The organism is Streptomyces sp. NPDC006925, assembly GCF_042869575.1.
Classification (GTDB): domain Bacteria; phylum Actinomycetota; class Actinomycetes; order Streptomycetales; family Streptomycetaceae; genus Streptomyces.
This window is the reverse complement of sequence record NZ_JBIAGB010000002.1, coordinates 341,719-362,598: the sequence shown is the minus strand read 5'-3', so window position 1 is coordinate 362,598 and position 20,880 is coordinate 341,719. Positions and strand designations below refer to the sequence as shown.

The following is a 20,880-nucleotide window of genomic DNA, read 5'->3' as shown; positions in this document are numbered from 1 at the left end:
CTTGTTCGGGGTTCGGGGTCCGAGGGCCGAGGGCCGAGGGCCGAGGGCCGAGGGCCGTGGGCCGAGGGCCGAGGCCGCTGGGTGCGGGGCCGAGGCCGCCCGGCCGTGCCGGGGCCGTCCGGACGGTGCCGGGGCCCGGTCTGCGCAGCCCCGCTCGGCTCTCCCGGAGACGGCCGCAGCTCAGCCGGCGGCGGGCCGGAACTCGGGAGGATCGCGCAGCTCGATGTCGGCCGGCTCGATGCCCTGCTCCCGGGCGAGGTGGGCGAGGGTCTCGGACCGGGCCTGCTCCGGCGCCTGGGTGTCGATGAAGGCGCCCAGCCACTCCCCCGTCCGCCGGTTGTAGGCCAGCTGCCGGGCGGCCGCGGCGCTGCTGATGGTGCCCGTCTCCTCGACCGTGAAGTCGGTGCCGATGGCCGCCTTGGCCACGTGGGCCGCGCACACGTCCATGAAGCGGGGACTGGGCCGCTCGTCACCCCCGTGGAAGAAGGCCTCGACCGCGTCGGGCCCGCGAACCGACCGTTCGGCGAAGATCCCGGCCTTCTTCAGCGTCGCCAATGTCCGCTCCACCTTTTCAGCCGGGCCCCGCAGCACCACGTAAACCGCACCTCGTACGTCCATGCGCACCGAGGGTAGCGGCTGTCCGACACCGGCGAGACCAGTCGCCGACCGGGCTGCCGCACGGGCTTCGGGCCGAGCGCGGGGCGGGCTCCGTGGTGCGCGGGGCGCCGCCCCGTCACCCGGAGGCGGTGTCCCCGGTGTCCGCCTCCGAGGCCGAATGCAGGCTCATCGGGCCGTAGACGGTGCTGTCGTCCTCCCGGAGGGTCACCTGATCGGTGCCGCCCTCCAGCAGCTCCCGCCACACCTCGCCGATCCACGACTCGGCGTCCGACTGGGTGGGGAACTCCTCCGGCTCCACGGCCGGTTCGGTCTCCGTGCCGTCGGCCTTCTCGAACCGCCACGTCCACGCCATCAGTGCCTCCGTAAGATCGCCGGTTGCTCCCGGAAGCGTAGTCCCCCGTGCGCACGCGACGGCAGGTCACGAGACGATCGGAGGGTGGAACTCACTCTGCTCGGCACCGGCGGTCCCGCCGGCCTCCCGCTGCCCGACTGCCCCTGCGCCCGCTGCGCCGCCGCCACCGGCAGCGAGGCACGGGCGGCGACGGCGGTGCTGGTGGACAGCACCCTGCTGCTCGATCTGACCCCGGGGCCCGCGTTCGCCGCGGCACGGGCCGGGCGGTCGCTCAGCGGGGTGCGGCAGGTGCTCCTGACCCATCCGCACGACGGTCCGGCCCCGGAGGTGCCCGCCGGGCTGCCGGCCCCCGTCCGGCTGCCGGACCGCCAGGAGTTGGCGCTGATCAGCGGGCACCGGGTGCGGGCCCTGGCGCTGGACTCGCCCGGCACCGGCTATCTGGTCACCGGCCCCGACGGGGAGCGGCTGCTCCACCTGCCGCCGGGCGCCGCACCCGCCGGGCTGGGCGGCGGCGTCGGGCACGGCGGCCCCTGCGACACCGTGCTGATGGACGTCGCCGGGCGACCCGGCGCGCTGGCCGGGCTGCGGGAGGCGGGCCTGGTCGGCGCGGGCACCGATGTCGTCGCCGTCCACCTGGGGCACGCGGTGCCGCCGGGTGCGGAGCTGCACCGGCGGCTGGCCGCCGCCGGGGCCCGGGCCGTGCCGGACGGTACGACGCTCACCGTCGGCGCGTACCACGGTGGAGCGGACGGCCCCGAGGTCCCGCGCCGGACGCTGGTGCTGGGCGGGGCACGGTCGGGCAAGTCGGTGGAGGCCGAGCGGCGGCTGGCGGCGTTCCCCGGGGTGGTGTACGTGGCGACGAGCGGCACCCGCGACGGCGACCCCGAGTGGGCCGCGCGGGTGACCGAGCACCGCGAGCGGCGTCCCGCCTCGTGGCGCACCGAGGAGACCTGCGACCTGGTACCGCTGCTGGAACGGGAAGGGCCGCCGCTGCTGATCGACTGCCTGGCGCTGTGGCTGACCCACGCCATGGACGAGGTGGAGGCGTGGGACGACACCCGCTGGGCGCGGGGCGGCGCCGCCGAACTGTCCGCGCGGGTGCACACGCTGCTGGAAGCCGTACGCCGCACGCCGCGGCTGCTGGTGGCGGTCAGCAACGAGGTGGGGTCCGGGGTGGTGCCGGCGACCTCGGCCGGGCGCCGGTTCCGCGACGAACTGGGCAGGCTAAACGCGCGGTTCGGCGAGGAGTGCGAGCACGTGCTGCTGACGGTCGCCGGAGTGGCGCTGCCGCTGCGGTGAGGAGACGGGGCCGGCCGCCGGTGCCGTCCCCGCTCCCCGCTCCCCGCTCTCCGCTCTCCGCTCTCCGCTCTCCGCTCTCCGCTGAACTGCCGTACGGGGGCTGCTGAAGCGGCCGTGCCACTCACGTACGCTCGGCGAGCATGAGCGAGCGCAGCCTGGATCTGGACGACTTCTCCGACCTCATCGAACGGCCGCACGGCGGCCTGCGCCAGGAGGCCGAGGAACGGCGGGCGCTGACCGGGCTGCCCCCGCGGGCCCTGGGACGGCTGGAGGACGTGGGCGAATGGCTCGGCTCCGCGCAGGCCCGGGTACCGGTGCGGCCGGTCGCCCGCCCGCGCGTGGTGGTCTTCGCCGGGGACCACGGCGTCGCCGAACTCGGCGTCTCCACCCGGCAGCCGGGCACCGCCGCCGAACTGGTCCGCGAACTGCTGGACGGCGCCTCCCCCGCGGGCATCCTCGCACGGCAGTTCGAGGTGCCGGTGCGGGTGGTGGACATGGCGCTCGACTGCGACCCGGAGACGCTGCCCGCCGAGGTGACCCGGCACCGGGTGCGCCGCTCCTCGGGCCGTCTGGACACCGAGGACGCGCTGACCCGCGAGGAGGCCGAGGAGGCGTTCCGCGCGGGGATGGCACTCGCGGACGAGGAAGCCGACGCCGGGACCGACCTGGTGGTGCTCGGCGACCTGAGCGTCGGCGGCACCACCGCGGCCGCGACGCTGATCGCCGCGCTGTGCGGCACCGACGCGTCGGTGGTGACCGGACGCGGCGGGGGCGGGATCGACGATCTGACCTGGATGCGCAAGTGCGCCGCCGTGCGGGACGGGCTGCGCCGCGCCCGGCCGGTGCTGGGCGACCAGCTCCAGCTGCTGGCGGCGGTCGGCGGCGCCGACCTGACGGCGATGACGGGCTTCCTGCTGCAGTCCGCGGTCCGGCACACCCCGGTGGTGCTCGACGGTGTCGTCTCCGCGGCGTGCGCGCTGGTCGGCCAGCGGGTGGCCTTCCGGGCCCCGGACTGGTGGCTGGCGGGCCAGGCGGGCAGCGAACCGGCGCAGGCCAAGGCCCTGGACCGGCTGGCCGCCGACCCGCTGCTGGAGCAGGGCGTCGAGCTGGGCGGCGGCACCGGTGCGCTGCTGGCGCTGCCGCTGGTGCGGGCGGCGGCGGCGCTGGCAGCCGAACTCCCGGTCCGGGAGGGCCCGGTGGCGGACCCGGAGGAGCCGGCCGGGGACCCGGTCGCCGGACGGGGCAGCGGGCCGGAGGCCCTGGACGCCACCTGAGCACCGGCGGGTGCCGGGCAGCCGGGCGGGACGGCGCGCGTCCTCGGCCCGTGCGGAGCCCGGCCCGCTCCGGCGGGTGCCGCCGGCCCCGACCCCGGGACCGGGGCCGGGACCGGGACCGGGACCGGGCGGAGGGCGCGGGTAGCCTGCTCCGCCATGGACGCCTCCTCCCCCGCCGGTACTCCCGCCGGTACTCCCGCCGGCGCTCCGGCCTCCGCGGCCGAGGGACTGCGGTTCGCTTTCGGCACCTTGACCGTGCTGCCGGTACGGGTCGCCCGCTGGGACCGGTCGGCCGCGCGGGCGGGCATGGTGTGCGCCCCGGCGGTCGGGCTGGTGGTGGGCGGCCTCGCTGCCGCGGCGGGGACCGCGCTGCTGCTGTGCGGCGCCTCCGCGCTGCTGGCCGGGGTCGTGAGCACGGCGGTGCCCGCCGTGCTGACCAGGGGACTGCATCTGGACGGGCTGGCCGATGTCGCCGACGGACTGGGCAGCGGGAAGCCCGCCGACGCGGCGCTGCGGGTGATGAAGCAGTCCGATATCGGACCGTTCGGCGTGGTCACTCTGATGTTCGTGCTGCTGGCGCAGGTGGCCGCGCTCGCCGAGCTGTACGCGCGAGGGTGGGGCGCCGGGGCGGCCGGTGCGGTGGCCGCCGCCGTCGCCGCCCGCGGCGCGCTGGTCCTCGCCGCCCGCCGGGGCGTGCCCGCCGCGCGGCCCGAGGGCCTGGGGGCCGCCGTCGCGGAGACCGTGCCGCGGGCGGCGGCGCTGACCGCTGCGGGCTGCTGCGCCGTGCTGTCGGCCGGGTGCGCCTGGCCGGCGGGCCGCACGGCCGCCGCAGGGGCAGCAGCCGGCACGGTCCTGGGACTGTGCGCCGCCGAACTGCTGCTGCGGCACTGCGTCAGGCGGTTCGGGGGCGTGACCGGGGACGTCTTCGGCGGGGTGGCCGAGGCCGCGACGAGCTGCACGCTGGTGGTGGCGGTCCTGTTGTGAGCGCCGCGGCCCGCCGCCGGCAGGCCGGAAGGTGGCAGGAGGACCTGCGACGGGAAGAAGAGGGCGGGCATACCATGCCCGGAGCGTCCGAAACCGGAGCCGCTTCGCTCTCCGGAGCCCCGTCCAGGAAGAAGGTCTTTCCCACGTGTCTGCACTGACTCTCAGCACCTCGTCCGCTGCGACGCTGCGCGCGGACGCTGTCGTCATCGGTATCGCCAAGGGCGGCTCCGCCGGCAAGGCGGGCCGGGCGGGCGGCTCCGCCGTCGTCCTCGCCTCCGGCGCGGAGGCCGTGGACAAGGCGTACGGCGGGAAGCTGGCCGCGACGCTCGAGACGCTCGGCGCCGGCGGCGGCGAGGGCGAGGTCACCAAGCTCCCGGCGCCGGCGAGCGGGGTGAAGGCCCCGCTGGTACTCGCGGTCGGCCTGGGCGACGCCCCCGGCAAGCAGGAGACGTACGGCACCGAGGCACTGCGCCGGGCGGCGGGGGCCGCGGCGCGCGCGCTGGCGGGCAGCCGGAAGGCCGGGTTCGCGCTGCCGCTGGAGGACGCCGAGGCGGTGGCCGCGGTCGCCGAGGGCGCGCTGCTGGGCGCCTACTCCTTCACCGCGTACCGGGGCAAGGGCAGCGAGTCCGAGGACGGCAAGGGCGGCAAGGGCAGCAAGGACGCCTCGGCGCCGCTGGCGGAGGTCGCGCTGCTCGGCGGCAAGCCGCGGGACAAGGCGCACAAGGCGGCCGTCGACCGGGCCCTGGTCGTCGCCGAGGAGGTGCACCGCGCCCGCGACCTGATCAACACCCCGGCCAACGGGCTGGACCCCAAGGCGTTCGCCGCCGAGGCCCGCGCCGCGGCCAAGGCGCACGGCCTCACCTTCGAGGTGCTGGACGAGAAGGCGCTGGCCAAGGGCGGCTACGGCGGCATCCTGGGGGTCGGCAACGGCTCGGCGCAGCCGCCGCGGCTGGTGCGGATCGGCTGGTCGCACCCGAAGGCGAAGACGTCCCTGGCGCTGGTCGGCAAGGGCATCACCTACGACTCGGGCGGCATCTCGCTCAAGCCCGCCGGCCACAACGAGACGATGAAGTGCGACATGAGCGGCGCCGCCGCCGTCTTCGCCGCGGTCGTCGCCGCCGCCCGGCTGGGGCTGCGGGCCAATGTGACCGGGTGGCTGGCGCTCGCGGAGAACATGCCGTCCGGCTCGGCAACCCGTCCGGGTGATGTGCTGACCATGTACAGCGGCAAGACCGTGGAGGTGCTCAACACCGACGCCGAGGGCCGGCTGGTGCTGGCGGACGCGCTGACCCGGGCCGGCGAGGAGCGGCCGGACGCGATCGTGGACGTGGCCACCCTGACCGGCGCGATGGTGCTGGCGCTGGGCAACCGGACGTTCGGGATCATGGCGAACGACGACGCGTTCCGCGGGGCGGTGCACGAGTCCGCGGAGGAGGCGGGCGAGGCCGCCTGGCCGATGCCGATGCCCGGCTACCTGCGCAAGAGCATGGACTCGCCGGTCGCCGACCTCGCCAACATCGGCGAGCGGATGGGCGGCGGCCTGCTGGCCGGGGTCTTCCTGAAGGAGTTCGTCCCCGAGGACACCCGCTGGGCGCACCTGGACATCGCGGGCCCGGCCTTCAACGAGTCCGGCCCCTTCGGCTACACGCCCAAGGGCGGCACGGGCTCGGCGGTCCGTACGCTGGTCCGGCTCGTGGAGCGCACCGCGGAGAGCGGTCTGGACTGAGCCCCGCGGCGGGCGCGGGTCCACCGCGGCCCGCGCACCCGGCGCGACCCCGGCCGCCACCGGCACCCGACGGCGGCCGCCGCACGCCCCGGGCCCGGGGTTTTCCGGGTAGCGGGGGCCCGCGTCCCGGTTTCCGGCAACAGGTGCGAAGATGGATGACCGGCAGGACAGGGCCCCGCACGGCTTGACAGTAGCCGACACGACAAGGGCCGAGCAGACACACAGCGGCCGAACCTCAAGCCGCCCGGTCACAGGAGACCGGCTACGGCGTACCCATGCATGGAGGACGTGACGTGGCGAACGACGCCAGCACCGTTTTCGACCTAGTGATCCTCGGGGGCGGCAGCGGCGGTTATGCCGCCGCCCTTCGCGCCGCGCAGCTCGGTCTCGACGTCGCCCTGATCGAGAAGGACAAGCTGGGCGGTACCTGCCTGCACCGGGGCTGCATCCCGACCAAGGCGCTGCTGCACGCGGGCGAGGTGGCCGACCAGTCCCGCGAGAGCGCCGAGTTCGGTGTCAAGACCTCGTTCGAGGGCATCGACATGGCCGGTGTCCACAAGTACAAGGACGGCGTGATCTCCGGCCTCTACAAGGGCCTGCAGGGGCTGGTCGCCTCCCGCAAGGTCACCTACGTGGAGGGCGCCGGCCGCCTCTCCTCGCCGACCTCGGTCGACGTCAACGGCCAGCGCTACGAGGGCCGCCACATCCTGCTGGCGACCGGCTCGGTGCCGAAGTCGCTGCCGGGTCTGACCATCGACCACGAGCGCATCATCAGCTCCGACGACGCGCTGGTCATGGACCGGGTCCCGAAGTCCGCGATCATCCTGGGCGGCGGCGTCATCGGCGTCGAGTTCGCCTCGGCGTGGAAGTCCTTCGGCGCGGACGTCACCGTCGTCGAGGGCCTCAAGCACCTGGTGCCGGCCGAGGACGAGAACAGCTCCAAGCTCCTGGAGCGGGCCTTCCGCAAGCGCGGCATCAAGTTCAACCTGGGCACCTTCTTCGACAAGGCCGAGTACACCGACGGCGGGGTCAAGGTCACCCTGGCCGACGGCAAGGAGTTCGAGGCCGAGGTGCTGCTGGTCGCCATCGGCCGCGGCCCGGTCTCCGAGGGCCTGGGCTACGAGGAGGCCGGGGTCGCCGTGGACCGCGGCTTCGTGACGGTCGACGAGTACTGCCGCACCAACGTGCCGACGATCTCCGCCGTCGGCGACCTGATCCCCACCCTGCAGCTCGCACACGTGGGCTTCGCCGAGGGCATCCTGGTCGCGGAGCGGCTGGCGGGGCTGAACCCGGTGCCGGTCGACTACGCCGGGGTACCGCGGGTGACCTACTGCAACCCGGAGGTGGCCTCGGTCGGCCTGACCGAGGAGCAGGCCAAGGAGCGGTACGGTGCCGACAAGGTCGTCACGCTCAAGTACAACCTCGCGGGCAACGGCAAGAGCAAGATCCTCAAGACGGCAGGCGAGGTGAAGCTCGTCCAGGAGCGCGACGGTGCCGTGGTCGGCGTCCACATGGTCGGTGACCGCATGGGTGAGCAGGTGGCCGAGGCCCAGCTCATCTACAACTGGGAGGCGCTGCCCGCCGAGGTGGCCCAGCTCATCCACGCCCACCCGACGCAGACCGAGGCGCTCGGCGAGGCCCACCTGGCGCTGGCCGGCAAGCCGCTGCACTCCCACGACTGACCGCCGAGTTCGAGTCAGGGCGCGACCCATCCGCACAGCTTTGTAAGGAGCAACAGAAACCATGGCGGTTTCCGTAACCCTGCCGGCGCTCGGCGAGAGCGTGACCGAGGGCACCGTCACCCGATGGCTGAAGGCCGAGGGTGAGCACATCGAGGCCGACGAGCCGCTGCTCGAGGTCTCCACCGACAAGGTCGACACCGAGATCCCGGCGCCCGCGTCCGGGACCATCTCCTCCATCAAGGTCGCCGAGGACGAGACGGTGGAGGTCGGCGCCGAGCTGGCCGTCATCGACGACGGCTCCGGCGCACCGGCCGCGGCACCGGCCGCCGCCGAGGAGCCCGCCGCCGCACCGGCGGCCGAGCCCGAGCAGCCCGCGGCACCGGCCGCCCCGGCCCAGCCCGAGCCCGCCGCCGCTCCCTCCGGCGGCGCCGCCGAGGGCACCGACGTGGTGCTGCCCGCGCTGGGCGAGTCCGTCACCGAGGGCACCGTCACCCGCTGGCTGAAGCAGGTCGGTGACGAGGTCGAGGCCGACGAGCCGCTGCTGGAGGTCTCCACCGACAAGGTCGACACCGAGATCCCGGCGCCCACCGCCGGTACTCTGCTGGAGATCAGCGTCGGCGAGGACGAGACGGCGGAGGTCGGCGCCAAGCTGGCCGTCATCGGTGCCGCCGGTGCCGCGGCGCCGGCCCCCGCCGCGCAGGCCCCGGCGGCCCCCGCGGAGCCCGCCCCGGCCGCGCAGGCCCCCGCCGCCGCTCCGGCGCAGCCCGCCGCGCCGCAGACACCTCCGGAGCCCTCGCAGGGCCAGCCGGCTCCCGCGCAGCCCGCCCCGCAGGCCCAGCCCGCCCCGGCGGCGGCTCCCGCCCCGGCAGCGCAGGCCCCGGCGGCACCGGCACCGGCATCGGCTCCGGCGCCGGAGAGTGACGGCGCCTACGTGACGCCGCTGGTCCGCAAGCTGGCCGCCGAGCAGGGCGTCGACCTCTCCGCGGTGCGCGGCAGCGGTGTGGGCGGCCGGATCCGCAAGCAGGACGTCATCGAGGCCGCCGAGGCCAAGAAGGCGCAGGCCCCGGCCGCGGCGCCCGCCGCCGCGGCGTCGGCCGCTCCGAAGTCGCCGAAGCTGGAGCCGTCGCCGCTGCGCGGCCAGACGGTGAAGATGCCGCGGATCCGCAAGCTCATCGCCGACAACATGATGAAGGCGCTGCACAGCCAGGCGCAGCTCTCCACGGTCGTCGAGGTGGACGTCACCCGGGTCATGCAGCTCCGGGCCCGCGCGAAGGACTCCTTCGCGGCGCGCGAGGGCGTCAAGCTCTCGCCGATGCCGTTCTTCGTGCAGGCGGCGGCCGAGGCGCTGAAGGCGCACCCGTCCGTCAACGCGCGGCTGAACGACGACGGCACCATCACCTACCACGACGTGGAGAACATCGGCGTCGCGGTGGACTCGGAGAAGGGCCTGATGGTCCCGGTCATCAAGGAGGCCGGGAACCTCAACCTGGCGGGCATCGCCCGCAAGACCGCCGATCTGGCCAAGAAGGTCCGCGAGGGCGGGCTGGGCCCGGACGACATGTCCGGCGGCACCTTCACGATCAGCAACACCGGTTCGCGGGGCGCGCTCTTCGACACCATCATCGTGAACTACCCGCAGGTCGCCGAGCTGGGCATCGGTGCCACCGTGCGCCGCCCGATGGTGGTCAACCACCCGGACCTGGGCGAGACCATCGCGATCCGCGACATGGTCTACCTGACCCTGTCCTACGACCACCAGCTCGTGGACGGCGCCGACGCCGCCCGCTACCTCAACGACGTCAAGGCCCGCCTGGAGGCCGGCGAGTTCGAGGGCGAGCTGGGGCTGTAAGCCCGCGGTCGCCGCGTACCGAAGGTGCCCCCGCCATGGCTGTGGCGGGGGCACCTTTGTACAAGAGTCCGGTCTGCACCAAAGCACTGCCCCTGCGGGGTGGCGGGCTATTCGATGTCCGACCTGAGGTTTGAGCCCCGGGGGGCTCTTGAGCGGTCTCCCCCAAAGGAGCGCCGTCCGGACAGAGGGAAGTCATCCACAATCCCTTGGTCAGGGTCTCCGGCTCCGGAAGATGCAAGCACCTTCGGCAGGAAGGCTGAAGAACCGCAGGGCTGTGTCGTACCGCGAACCGATCCTGAAGGCAGCACCCGGTCGGCGGCCTCATCCGGTACCCGCACACCCAGCTTCCGGTTCAGCGACACTGGTGGTTGCTTTCTTCCAGCAGCACTTCTTTTTCTGTTCGGTCTGATCCGACTCCGCCGCGTCGGCGAGCAGCGACCTCGCGACAACCAGCGCAGTGACACCGCCCCCGACTGCGGCATCGATCTTACGAGCCAGGCGCGAAGTCAGAGCATGGTCCTGCTGGTGATCCTCAGGACCTGTCGGCTCTGGACCACCGCGTGCGACTGTCTCGGCTACCTGAACGCGACCTGGACCCTCCAAAGTATCGGTTGGTGATTGGACCGCACCGGCGAACCGACGGTCGGGCGTTTGTCTGATCACCAATCTCGTTTTCGACCAGTCGACCGACGATTCGGATGCCTACGAAACTTGATCAAATCCAGGCCGGGTGACCGGATCAAGGGCCGCCACATCGCCACACCCGCCGGAGTCACCGCACCGGGATATCCGGGGAGACGATGGGCCCTGCCCTTGTGGTCCGTACGTGTATATTTACTCACGTGTCGTGGTAGACGCTGGAGGACGGCGCCCCGGGGGCTCGGCGCCGACTTGCAACGGGGGGAGAGGCATCATGACCGATGCTCACCAGGCGGGGAAGCCAAGCGAGGCGGCCCAAAGACGAGCGGCCCTACTCCAGGATCGGTACGAAGATGCGATGGCCGACCTCTCCAGCCTCCGAAGCAAAGGATTGACAGACGCGGACGTCCTCACCCCAGAGGCCATCAGCTTCTTCGAGCAGTTCGGCCCCGCCAGTAGCTCGATACTCGACGCGTGGTTCGAGGAGGTAGGACACAGCCTCACCCAGTCGTTCATCGACCTTGGAGCCGCAGAGAGCGATCTCGCCCTCCTGGAATTCCTCCAAGTTCCAGGACCCGAAATCACCGCTGGTTGTGAAACCTATAGTGACGGCTCGTCATTGATCCGTATGTATGACGGGATGATCGCACTCACGGTTCTCTACACCTCGCATCTTGCCCTCACCTACGTCAAAGAGGGAATTTGGGCCACGCTCCGCGAGGCGGCACACAGAGCTCGCGGACTACCTGGAACTGATGATGAACTACTCGTCGCTGCACTGCGATATGCCGCGTTGAACCAACGCATGGGTTTTAGACTACTGGTGCCGTACTTAAAGTTGGATGACCGTCCGATGGAGCACGCGGAGGCACTCCAGACGCACACCTTGCGATTCATCATCGCGCACGAATTAGCGCACCTGACGCTCGGACATTCCAGACTGTCCGGCGGTGGATCCTGTCATTCCGACCCGGCGCGAGAAGCAAGAGCGGACCAGTTGGCCGTGCAGGCGGTACTCAAGACTCATGAACGTGAGGGGTCGGGGCCCGCGACCTACGCCGCCCTGGGGGCTCTCGTTGCCGTGGTGGCAATCTCCTTCTCGGAACAGGCCCTCCTGCTGCGCCGCGGCGGCACCCACCCTCCGGCCCTGGAGCGTCTGGAGTATCTGCTCTCAGCGATGCCGCCTCGGCTCTCTGCGCAGACAAAGATATTCGGGTTCCATCTGGTGCATCTTACGGGGCGCGCATCCGACTTCTCCCTGAATTCCCCGCGGATACCATGGGAACTGGCAATCGATCACCCACTGACCGGCTGGCAGCCGGGTGATGACGCAGCACGCAGGCAGCTGGCTACAGCGGCAGAGATCCTCGCGACCAGCCCGGACGAACAAATACAGTACCTCCGAGAGGAGGATACCCGGTGCGGTACGAGATTGACTGCAGGCGCCGAAGCCGTGCTGGACGACCGCATTCACGAAGGACTGCGCCTGTGGGGCGTAAAGGAGCGTGAATTGGGGGCGATCACGGACCCCTTCATAGCGCTCAGCTTTTCAGGACTACTCAAACAGATTCAAAATGGTCTCGGCCTCAGCGGCCTACAGGCGGACTTGCGAGCTACGACACTCGTAGCACAACGTCTCACAAGGTTGGAGAATAGTGCATGACCATCTCACAGGATGTTCTCCGTAAGTACGAGGCCATGGATGAGGATGAACTCTTCGAGCAGCTAGGGTTCGTGCTCCTTGGTTCTGGCCCGGGAGCAGCTCCGGAGGACAGGTCAGAGGCGGGGGAGCACGGACGTCGCTGGTTCAGGAATCGATACAGCCAGCTGCAGAGGGCCATCTGTCTGAACTCTGGAGCGCCCCGGAAGGTCAATTCCGCCGTGGACTCACTCACTGCTGCCGATATTCTTGACTTGCTGCCATCCGAGTATAGCCAATCAGTCCATGGCGCAATCATTGCAGCCCTCGTCGTGCGCATGGGGCTCACGTCCTTCTGTGCCGGAGTCACTCCGCAGGACTAGCCAGCACTGGGGAATCGCGGCAGCGAAAGCGAGGAGCCCGTCCCCACCTGGGGCTGTCAAGGCGGGCACGGAGGCCGGAAGGAACCTGCCGATCACCGCCAGGCTTACTGACACAGGGTGACGGTCACGTCGATGTGGGACTGTGCACATGTCGACTACCAACCTCAGTGGGCAGCACGAGGGCGCACGGCAGCAGGCGGGTGTACGCAGCCGCCCGGCCACGGGACCTCATCAACCGCGTTCGCGCTTGTCCCGTCTCCCACTGGAACCGGCACGGAAGAAGGTCATAAACGGCGCAGGGCATCAAGACGACCACGGCCGATTTCGCCCCAGAGCACGGATATTAGTGCTGTGCGCCTGCTTGCCCGGCAGCCAGGTTCGCCCGGCAGCTCCCGACGGGGCAGACGCAATGTACCCCCGCCCCCGACGGCACCCGAGGCGCGGCGGTAGTCCCGGTGCCCAACGAGGTCGGGGCCGGTCCAGGGTCGTTCCCTCCCGACGCCGGACGTCCCTACCCACGCGCCGAGCATCACGCTGCGCAAAGAGGCGGCGGGTTCGTGGCCGGGTCTCCGTTTCCGGTGATCGGCTCGGCTCGGTCGACCACCCGGCCGGAGTAGTCGCGTGACGGATACCTCACCGTACGCAGTGGCACTGCGTGCCCGGTCACGCCGTATCGTCTAGGAGCCCACCACCTCGTTGCGAGGAGCATCTTCATGACCCCGCCCGTCGTCCAGTCGCTGCGCGAGCAGATCCGCGAGCATCTCGTGGAGGGGATCGTCAGCGGGCGGTGGAAGCCCGGTGAGCGGATCGTGGAGCGGCGGATCGCGGTGGAGCTGGAGGTCAGCCAGACGCCGGTGCGGGAGGCGCTGCGGGAGCTGGAGGCGCTGCGGCTGATCGAGTCGGCGCCGAACAAGGGCGTGCGGGTGCGGGAGCTGTCGGCGGCGGATCTGGAGGAGATCTACCCGGTGCGGGCCGGGCTGGAGCAGATCGCCGCCGAGCTGGCGGTGCCCCGGCTGGCCGGGGACGTCTCCGCGCTGCGGCCCCACGTGGAGGCGCTGTACGAGGCGGACCGACTCGGGGACGGGGAGGCCCAGGTGCGGCACACGGTGGCCTTCCACCGGGAGCTGGTCCGCGCCGCGGGCAACAGCGTGCTGCTGCACACCTGGGAGGGGCTGGGGATCGAGGTGTGGACGGCGCTGTCGATCCGCTGGCTCGGCACGGTGCAGGAGTCGTACGCGGAGGAGCACGAGGCCGTCATGGCGGCCATCGAGCGCCGCGACCCGCACATCGGTGCGCTGGTCAAGGAGCATGTGCTGGGCTGCGCGCCCGCCCCGCGGGACTGAGGCACGGCAGCCTGGCATTCGGTGCCGAATTTCGGGGCACGGAATGCCATTTTCGGTCTGCGGGCGGGTTTTCCCTTCAGAACCTTTGATCGATCATCGATCAGAGGCGTACAGTCCCTTCGTTGGGTTCCCCTGTCCTGCCCGTCAGGGTCCACAACCCACCCGCACAACCGCCCTCCCGACCCGTTTGGAGGGGCCTACACGTCCGGAAGGTGGCCACCATGCCCGATCCCGTACGCCCGCCGTATCCGAGCGAGCTGGACCAGCTCCCGGACCGTGATCCGCAGGAGACCGGCGAGTGGCGCGAGTCGCTCGACGCCGTCGCGGCACACGCGGGCGACGAACGAGCCGCGTACCTGGTGCGTCGTACCGTCGAGCACGCCCGGGACAGCGGCCTGGCCGTACCGGCGCTGCTGGAGACGGAGTACGTCAACACGATCCCGACCTCGGCCGAGCCCGCCTTCCCGGGCGACGAGGCGATGGAGTCCCGCATCACGGCGTGGAACCGCTGGAACGCGGCGGCCATGGTCACCCGCGGCAGCCGCCAGGGGCTCGGCGGCCACATAGCCACCTTCGCCTCCGCCGCCTGGCTCTACGAGACCGGGTTCCAGCACTTCTTCCGCGGGAAGGAGGGCGAGGACGGCTCCGGCGACCAGCTCTACGTCCAGGGGCACGCCTCCCCCGGCGTCTATGCCCGCGCCTTCCTCGACGGGCGGCTCACCGAGGCGCATCTGGACCGCTTCCGCCAGGAGGCCGGCGGCGAGGGACTGCCCTCGTACCCGCACCCGCGGCGGCTGCCCTGGCTGTGGGAGTTCCCCACCGTCTCCATGGGTCTGGGCCCGATCTCGGCGATCTACCAGGCGCGCTTCAACCGCTATCTGACCCACCGCGGCATCAAGGACACCGCCGGATCGCACGTGTGGGCCTTCCTCGGCGACGGCGAGATGGACGAGCCGGAGTCGACCGCGGCGCTGGCCCTGGCCGGGCGCGAGCAGCTGGACAACCTCACCTTCGTGATCAACTGCAACCTCCAGCGCCTCGACGGCCCGGTGCGGGCCAACTTCAAGATCGTGCAGGAGCTGGAGACCCAGTTCCGTGCGGCCGGATGGAACGTCATCAAGTCGCTGTGGGGCAGCGCCTGGGACGAGGTCTTCGCGCTGGACACCACAGGTGCGCTGACCCGGCGGCTGCGCGAGGTGCCGGACGCGCAGTTCCAGACCTACGCCACCCGCGACGCGGCCTACATCCGCGAGCACTTCTTCGGCGCCTCCCCCGCGCTCGCCGAGCTCGGCAGGCTGCTGACCGACGACAAGATCACCGAGCTGTTCACCGCCTCCCGCGCAGGCCACGAGCCGCGCAAGGTGTACGCGGCCTACAAGGCGGCCGTCGAGCACGAGGGCGCGCCGACGGTGATCCTGGCGCAGACGGTCAAGGGCTGGACGCTGGGCCCGGGCTTCGAGTCCCGGAACGCCAACCACCAGATGAAGAAGCTCACGGGCAAGGAGTTCCGCGCCATGCGGGACCTGCTGGAGCTGCCGATCCCGGACAGCAAGCTGGACGACGAGCTGGTGCCGTACGTCCACCCGGGTGCCGACTCCCCCGAGGTGCGCTACCTGCAGGAGCGGCGCGCCGAGCTGGGCGGTCCGGCCCCGGCCCGCAAGGTGCACTCCGTCGGCCTGCCCGCGCCCGCCGACAAACCCTTCGACGTGCTCAAGAAGGGCTCCGGCTCGCAGGAGATCGCCACCACGATGGCGTTCGTGCGGCTGGTCAAGGACCTGATGCGGGACAAGGAGACCGGGAAGCGCTGGGTACCGATCGTGCCCGACGAGGCCCGCACCTTCGGTATGGAGTCGCTGTTCCCCTCGGCCGGCATCTACTCGCCGCTCGGCCAGAACTACGACCCGGTCGACCGCGACCAGCTGCTGTACTACAAGGAAGCCAAGGAAGGCCAGATCCTCAACGAGGGGATCACCGAGGCCGGTTCGCTTGCGGACTTCACCGCGGCCGCGACGTCGTACGCCACCCACGGCGAGCCGATGATCCCGTTCTACATCTTCTACTCGATGTTCGGGTTCCAGCGCACCGCGGACCAGTTCTGGGCGCTGGCCGACCAGCTCGGCCGCGGGTTCGTCATCGGCGCCACCGCGGGCCGCACCACGATGACCGGTGAGGGCCTCCAGCACGCCGACGGCCACTCGCACCTGCTGGCCTCCACCAATCCGGCGGTCGTCTCCTACGACCCGGCGTTCGCCTACGAGGTCGGTGCCATCGTCAAGGACGGCCTGCGCCGGATGTACGGCCCGGACGCCGCGGCGCAGGAGGACGTCTTCTACTACCTGACGGTCTACAACGAGACCAAGGTGCAGCCGCCCATGCCCGCGGGCGAGGGCGTCGAGGAGGGCATCCTCAAGGGGCTGTACCGCTTCCAGGAGGCGGAGGACGCAGCGGACGACGCGCCGCGCATCCAGCTCCTGGCCTCCGGTACGGCGATCCACTGGGTGCTGGAGGCGCAGCGGATCCTCGCCGAGGAGTGGGGCGTGGCGGCCGACGTGTGGTCGGCGCCGTCCTGGACGGAGCTGCGGCGCGAGGCCATGGAGTGCGACGCGGCGGCGCTGCGCGGCGAGGAGCGGGTGCCGTATGTGACCCGCGCGCTGGAGGGCGCTCCCGGTCCGGTGCTGGCGGTCAGCGACTGGATGCGGGCCGTGCCCGACCAGATCAGCCAGTGGGTGGAGCAGGACTGGGCCTCGCTGGGCACGGACGGGTTCGGGCTCTCCGACACCCGGGAGGCCGCGCGTCGCTACTTCGGTGTGGACGCCGAGTCGGTCGTGGTCGCCGCGCTGTCCCGGCTCGCGCGCCGGGGCGAGGTCAAGGCGGAGGACGTCCGCCGCGCCGCCGAGAAGTACGGCCTGGCCTGACGCGGCCCGCCGCGTCCCGCCTCGGCGGCTCGGAAGAGCTCCGCGGGGGACACGGCGGAAGGCACAGCAGGAACGCGCGAAGGCCCTGCCCCGAGGAATGGGGGGCAGGGCCTTCGCGCTGCTCCGGTGCGCGGTGGCCGGTGGCCGGTGTCAGTACCGGTCATCGGCCACCGGTCGCCAGTCACCGCGCTCCGGTCACTCCTGCTCGGGGTGCTTGCGCAGTCGGAGAATGGCGGCTACCAGGCCGCCCCAGACGATGAGGATGGCCACGGCCATCATCACGATGGCTCCGGTCGACATCAGCGCACCTCCTCACTGTCGGCAATGCTCTCGGCCTCTCCCCCACCGGGTGCCCCGCGCCAGGGGATGAGCGAGATCAGTACGCCCACCAGCAGCGCGCCGGCGGCGACGCCCCATCCGGCCCAGGCGAGGAAGGAGAGGGGGTATCCGGCGTAATTCTCGTCCAGCTCCTTGCGGAAGCTGTCGATCATCATCCAGCCGAGCACCAGCGGGGTGATGACCCCCAGGCAGACCCGCCACCACGTGCCCAGCCGCACCGCCGAGGTCTCGTCGGCGTGGGCCTGGAAGGTCCGCAGCCGGCGCAGCACCCAGGCCATGACGACGAGGAAGACGAGCGCGGCGAGCGCGATGCCGTACTGGTTGATGAAGTGGTCGGCCGCGTCCAGCAGGGACAGGCCCGTGTCCGTGGGGAAGAGGGCCAGCGAGACCACCGCCAGCAGGCCGCCGACGGTCCACACGGCGGGCACCCGGCGCATGCCGGTGCGGTCCTGCACGGCCGAGATGACCACCTGCACGATGCTGATCAGCGAGGAGAGTCCCGCGATGGTCAGCGAGACGAAGAAGACCACCCCGAAGGCCGCGCCCAACGGCATCTGCGAGATGACCGCCGGGAAGGCGATGAAGGCCAGCCCCACCCCTTCGCTGACGACGTCGCCGACGGCGGCGCCGCTGGACTGCGCCATGAAGCCCAGGGTGGCGAAGACTCCGATGCCGGCCAGGATCTCGAAGGAGCTGTTGGCGAAGCCGGCCACCAGCGCGGAGCCGGTCAGGTCGGCGCGGCGCCCCAGGTAGGAGGCGTAGGTGACCATGATGCCGAAGCCGATGGAGAGCGAGAAGAAGATCTGCCCGTAGGCGGCGACCCAGACGCTGCCGTCGGTCAGCGCGCTCCAGTCGGGGGCGAAGAGCGCATCCAGGCCCTTGGCCGCGCCGTCCAGCGTCACGGCGCGGACCACCAGGACGACGAAGAAGAGCACCAGGGCCGGGATGAAGATCTTGTTGGCCCGCTCGATGCCGCGGCGCACACCCAGCGCCAGGATGACCAGCACGATCAGCCAAACGGCGAGCAGCGGCCAGAAGACGTTGCCGACGAAGGAGCTGGGGAGCCCGGGTTCGGCCGCGGCGTGCAGGAAGTCGCCGCCGAAGAACCCCTCGGGGTCGTCGCCCCAGTCCTTGCCGAAGGAGAATCCGGCGTACCGTACGGCCCACGCCACGATCACGGCGTAATAGGAGGCGATGACGAAGCAGATGGCGACCTGCCACCAGCCGATCGCCTCGGCCGGGCGGGAGATCTGCCGGAAGGCCGCGGGCGGCGACTTCCGGTACTTCCGACCGACGGTGTATTCGAGGATGAGCAGCGGGAGGCCCGCTGTGAGCAGCGCGACGAGATACGGGAGCAGGAAGGCCCCGCCGCCGTTCTTGTAGGCCTCAGCGGGAAAGCGCCAGATGTTTCCCAACCCGACGGCGGAACCGATGGCCGCCATCAGGAATCCGGCCCGCGAGCCCCACTGTTCGCGCTGTTCGCGATTTTGCTGAGACATGACCGTTTCCTAGTTCGCTGTATAACGGGCGGAACGTTAACAGCGGGCCACGGCCCACGGGAGGAGTATTCAGCATGCGGGCAGCCCGGCTGATCAGGATGGTGCTGCTGCTCCAGGCGCGGCGGGAGCTGACGGCCGCGGAGCTCGCAGCGGAACTGGAGGTCTCCGAGCGTACTGTCTCACGTGATGTCCTGGCACTCTCCGAGGCTGGCGTGCCGGTGTACGCGGACCGCGGACGCGCGGGCGGATACCGGCTGGTCGGCGGCTACCGCACCCGGCTGACCGGGATGGGCCGCAGCGAGGCGGAGGCGCTGTTCCTGTCCGGGGTGCCGTCGGCGCTGCGGGACCTGGGGCTGGCCGACGCGGCCTCGGCGGCACGGCTGAAGGTCTCGGCGGCGCTGGACCCGGCGCTGGGCGATGTGCACGACAGTGCGGCGCAGCGCTTCCATCTGGACGCGCCCGGCTGGTGGCAGGCGCCCGAGACGCCGGCGCTGCTGCCCGCGCTGGCCGACGCCGTCTGGTCCGACCGGAGGATTCTGGTCCGCTACCGCCGCGGGAACGCACCCGGTGACCGGGAGGTCGAGCGGGAGCTGGAGCCGCACGGCCTGGTGCTGAAGGCGGGCCGGTGGTATCTGGCGGCCCGCGTCCCCGCGGACGCGGGGCGTGCGGACCGGTCCCCCTGGCGGGTCTACCGGGTGGGGCGGTTCACCGAGGTCGCCGTGCACGACGCGCACTTCGACCGGGACGGCGGATTCGACCTGGCCGGCTTCTGGACCGAGCACGCGGCGGCGTTCGCGCGCTCGCTGCTGCGGTCGGAGGTGACGCTGCGGCTCACCGGTCCGGGCGCCCGCCGGCTGCGGTACGTCACCGACCGGGCCGCTGCCGACGAGGCGCTGGCGGGCGGCACCGAGGACGGGCGGGGCCGCACGACGGTGGTGCTGGGGGTGGAGAGCGAAGAGGTGGGCTTCGAGCAGCTCCTGATGCTGGGGCCGGAGTGCGAGGTCCTGGGGCCGCCGTCGCTGCGGCAGCGCTTCGCGGACGCGGCGCGGCGGACGGCGGCCCTCTACCTGGACGCCGCGGACGATCCCGGCCCGGGGGACGCCGGGCCTGGGGACGCCGGGCCGGGGGACACCGGGCCGGGGGACACCGGGCACGGGCCGCCTCCGGAGCCGAGGCCGCAGAGGGCCCCGGGACCGGAAAGGGACCCGGGGCCGCGGAAGGACCCGGGACCGGCGGCGGGTCTCGCGGCGAGCCCGGTGGTGGGCGCCGCGGCTGACCCGGATGCGGGCGCCGCGGCGGACCGGGAACCGGGCGCGGACGCTCAGCGGTAGTCGGCCGCGTCCACCGGCGTGTCGTCGTCGGCCTGCTCGATGTCGACGAGGTAGCGCCAGGCGTCCGGCGCCGAGCCGTCCGCGTCGGTGAAGCCGTAGACCCGGGCCAGTCCGCCGCTGGAGAGGGACTGCCCGCTCCAGCGCGCCCGCTGCGCGTCGGCGGCGAGCGCGGCCACGGCGCGGCCCACGAAGACGGGGCTCTCGGAGATGGCGAAGTGCGGGTCGACGGCGCAGCCGGCCCGCCAGTTCTCCTCCGTCACCCGGAAGTGGGTGTCCAGCATCGCCTCCGAGCGCAGCCAGCCCGGGGTCAGACAGACCACGGTGGTGCCGTACTCCGCGGTCTCCTGGGCCAGCGCCCGGGCGACGCGCAGCGGCGCGGACTTGGCCAGGTCGTAGTAGACCGGCTCCCGGTAGCGCCGGTTGTACTCCTCGGTGCCGTCGGTGACCTCGACGAGCAGCCCGCCGGGACGCCGGGTCAGCAGCGGCAGCGCATGGCTGCTGGTGATCAGGTGGGCGTCGATGCTCAGCCGCAGCACCCGCAGCCCGTCGGCCAGGTCGTGCTCCCACAGCTTCTTGCCCCAGCCGACCAGATGGTCACCACCCCACAGGTCGTTGACCAGGATGTCGAGCGCGCCCGCCTCCCGGTCGATGCGGGCGATCAGCGCGCGCACCCGGTCGGGGTCGAGGTGGTCGACGGCGACGGCGGTCGCGCTGCCCCCGCTCTCCCGACCGGCTTCGCTCGCCAGTTCGGCCGTCTCCTCGATCGTCTCGCTCGCCCGGCCGACCTCGCTGGTCGTGGCGCGGGTGGTACGGCCGGTGGCGTAGACGGCGGCCCCGGCGCGGCACAGTTCGACGGCCATCGCCCGGCCCGCTCCCCTGGTGGCTCCGGCGACCAGGGCGACCTTGCCGGCCAGCGGCCCCGGGGAACTGCTCTGCTCCTGCACCTGTTGCTCCTTCTCACGCTTCACACGCTTCTCACGACGTGTCTCGGCTTCGCACGGACCTCTC

14 protein-coding genes and 1 pseudogene are annotated in these 20,880 nt (G+C 72.0%); 10 read left to right on the top strand and 5 right to left on the bottom strand.

Annotation, left to right across the window (positions count from 1 at the left end; translation table 11 throughout):
• Positions 1-180 precede the first annotated feature (180 nt).
• A complete protein-coding gene (locus tag ACFYNS_RS04260) occupies positions 181-618 on the bottom strand; it encodes a hypothetical protein (protein ID WP_360296407.1) in 438 nt (145 codons plus the stop codon).
• A gap of 115 nt (positions 619-733) precedes the next feature.
• Positions 734-970, bottom strand: a complete 237-nt coding sequence (locus ACFYNS_RS04255) for a hypothetical protein (protein WP_360296404.1) — start codon at positions 968-970, stop codon at positions 734-736.
• 84 nt (positions 971-1,054) lie between these two features.
• On the opposite strand from ACFYNS_RS04255, the gene ACFYNS_RS04250 reads away from it, so the two are divergent.
• The 9 genes from ACFYNS_RS04250 (at position 1,055) to aceE (ending at position 16,703) form a co-directional block, all read left to right on the top strand.
• Positions 1,055-2,269: a bifunctional adenosylcobinamide kinase/adenosylcobinamide-phosphate guanylyltransferase gene (locus ACFYNS_RS04250; protein ID WP_388600690.1), complete on the top strand. Its 1,215-nt coding sequence runs from the start codon at positions 1,055-1,057 to the stop codon at positions 2,267-2,269.
• A 140-nt stretch (positions 2,270-2,409) separates the two neighbouring features.
• Complete coding sequence (locus ACFYNS_RS04245) at positions 2,410-3,543, top strand: nicotinate-nucleotide--dimethylbenzimidazole phosphoribosyltransferase (RefSeq protein ID WP_388600688.1); 1,134 nt, start codon at positions 2,410-2,412, stop codon at positions 3,541-3,543.
• 156 nt (positions 3,544-3,699) lie between these two features.
• The gene (locus ACFYNS_RS04240) at positions 3,700-4,527 is read left to right on the top strand and encodes an adenosylcobinamide-GDP ribazoletransferase (RefSeq protein ID WP_388600686.1); all 828 of its coding nucleotides are present in this window, start codon (positions 3,700-3,702) and stop codon (positions 4,525-4,527) included.
• A 145-nt stretch (positions 4,528-4,672) separates the two neighbouring features.
• Positions 4,673-6,253: a leucyl aminopeptidase gene (locus ACFYNS_RS04235; RefSeq protein WP_360303519.1), complete on the top strand. Its 1,581-nt coding sequence runs from the start codon at positions 4,673-4,675 to the stop codon at positions 6,251-6,253.
• 275 nt (positions 6,254-6,528) lie between these two features.
• Complete coding sequence (gene lpdA, locus ACFYNS_RS04230) at positions 6,529-7,935, top strand: dihydrolipoyl dehydrogenase (protein WP_360303521.1); 1,407 nt, start codon at positions 6,529-6,531, stop codon at positions 7,933-7,935.
• A gap of 61 nt (positions 7,936-7,996) precedes the next feature.
• The gene (sucB, locus tag ACFYNS_RS04225) at positions 7,997-9,784 is read left to right on the top strand and encodes a 2-oxoglutarate dehydrogenase, E2 component, dihydrolipoamide succinyltransferase (RefSeq protein ID WP_388600683.1); all 1,788 of its coding nucleotides are present in this window, start codon (positions 7,997-7,999) and stop codon (positions 9,782-9,784) included.
• Positions 9,785-10,781: 997 nt separating this feature from the next.
• Positions 10,782-12,086 (top strand): phage exclusion protein Lit family protein, encoded by a 1,305-nt coding sequence (locus ACFYNS_RS04220; protein ID WP_388600681.1) that lies wholly within the window; start codon positions 10,782-10,784, stop codon positions 12,084-12,086.
• Positions 12,087-13,158: 1,072 nt separating this feature from the next.
• On the top strand, positions 13,159-13,788 hold the full coding sequence (locus ACFYNS_RS04215) for a GntR family transcriptional regulator (protein WP_360696842.1): 630 nt from the start codon (positions 13,159-13,161) through the stop codon (positions 13,786-13,788).
• Between the two features lie 221 nt (positions 13,789-14,009).
• Positions 14,010-16,703 (top strand): pyruvate dehydrogenase (acetyl-transferring), homodimeric type, encoded by a 2,694-nt coding sequence (aceE, locus tag ACFYNS_RS04210; RefSeq protein WP_360302192.1) that lies wholly within the window; start codon positions 14,010-14,012, stop codon positions 16,701-16,703.
• A 195-nt stretch (positions 16,704-16,898) separates the two neighbouring features.
• Here the strand turns inward: aceE and ACFYNS_RS04205 are convergent, their stop codons facing one another.
• Both ACFYNS_RS04205 and ACFYNS_RS04200 read right to left on the bottom strand, forming a co-directional pair.
• Complete coding sequence (locus ACFYNS_RS04205) at positions 16,899-17,003, bottom strand: methionine/alanine import family NSS transporter small subunit (protein WP_360297492.1); 105 nt, start codon at positions 17,001-17,003, stop codon at positions 16,899-16,901.
• Positions 17,003-18,541, bottom strand: a complete 1,539-nt coding sequence (locus ACFYNS_RS04200) for a sodium-dependent transporter (protein WP_360297489.1) — start codon at positions 18,539-18,541, stop codon at positions 17,003-17,005. The genes ACFYNS_RS04205 and ACFYNS_RS04200 overlap by 1 nt, the downstream gene beginning before the upstream one ends.
• 74 nt (positions 18,542-18,615) lie before the next feature.
• Between ACFYNS_RS04200 and ACFYNS_RS04195 the strand changes: the two are divergent.
• A pseudogene (locus ACFYNS_RS04195) lies at positions 18,616-19,608 on the top strand (helix-turn-helix transcriptional regulator); the annotation flags it as partial.
• A 254-nt stretch (positions 19,609-19,862) separates the two neighbouring features.
• Here the strand turns inward: ACFYNS_RS04195 and ACFYNS_RS04190 are convergent.
• Entirely contained in the window at positions 19,863-20,816 is a 954-nt protein-coding gene (locus ACFYNS_RS04190) for an SDR family oxidoreductase (protein WP_388600676.1), read from the bottom strand.
• Positions 20,817-20,880: the final 64 nt, after the last annotated feature.

What these genes read in the sequence shown, in the direction of transcription:
- ACFYNS_RS04260 (WP_360296407.1), bottom strand. Translation starts at nt 618, where the DNA reads ATGGACGTACGAGGTGCGGTTTACGTGGTGCTGCGGGGCCCGGCTGAA.
- ACFYNS_RS04255 (WP_360296404.1), bottom strand. Translation starts at nt 970, where the DNA reads ATGGCGTGGACGTGGCGGTTCGAGAAGGCCGACGGCACGGAGACCGAA.
- ACFYNS_RS04245 (WP_388600688.1), top strand. Translation starts at nt 2,410, where the DNA reads ATGAGCGAGCGCAGCCTGGATCTGGACGACTTCTCCGACCTCATCGAA.
- ACFYNS_RS04240 (WP_388600686.1), top strand. Translation starts at nt 3,700, where the DNA reads ATGGACGCCTCCTCCCCCGCCGGTACTCCCGCCGGTACTCCCGCCGGC.
- lpdA (WP_360303521.1), top strand. Translation starts at nt 6,529, where the DNA reads ATGCATGGAGGACGTGACGTGGCGAACGACGCCAGCACCGTTTTCGAC.
- sucB (WP_388600683.1), top strand. Translation starts at nt 7,997, where the DNA reads ATGGCGGTTTCCGTAACCCTGCCGGCGCTCGGCGAGAGCGTGACCGAG.
- ACFYNS_RS04220 (WP_388600681.1), top strand. Translation starts at nt 10,782, where the DNA reads ATGGCCGACCTCTCCAGCCTCCGAAGCAAAGGATTGACAGACGCGGAC.
- ACFYNS_RS04215 (WP_360696842.1), top strand. Translation starts at nt 13,159, where the DNA reads ATGACCCCGCCCGTCGTCCAGTCGCTGCGCGAGCAGATCCGCGAGCAT.
- aceE (WP_360302192.1), top strand. Translation starts at nt 14,010, where the DNA reads ATGCCCGATCCCGTACGCCCGCCGTATCCGAGCGAGCTGGACCAGCTC.
- ACFYNS_RS04205 (WP_360297492.1), bottom strand. Translation starts at nt 17,003, where the DNA reads ATGTCGACCGGAGCCATCGTGATGATGGCCGTGGCCATCCTCATCGTC.
- ACFYNS_RS04200 (WP_360297489.1), bottom strand. Translation starts at nt 18,541, where the DNA reads ATGTCTCAGCAAAATCGCGAACAGCGCGAACAGTGGGGCTCGCGGGCC.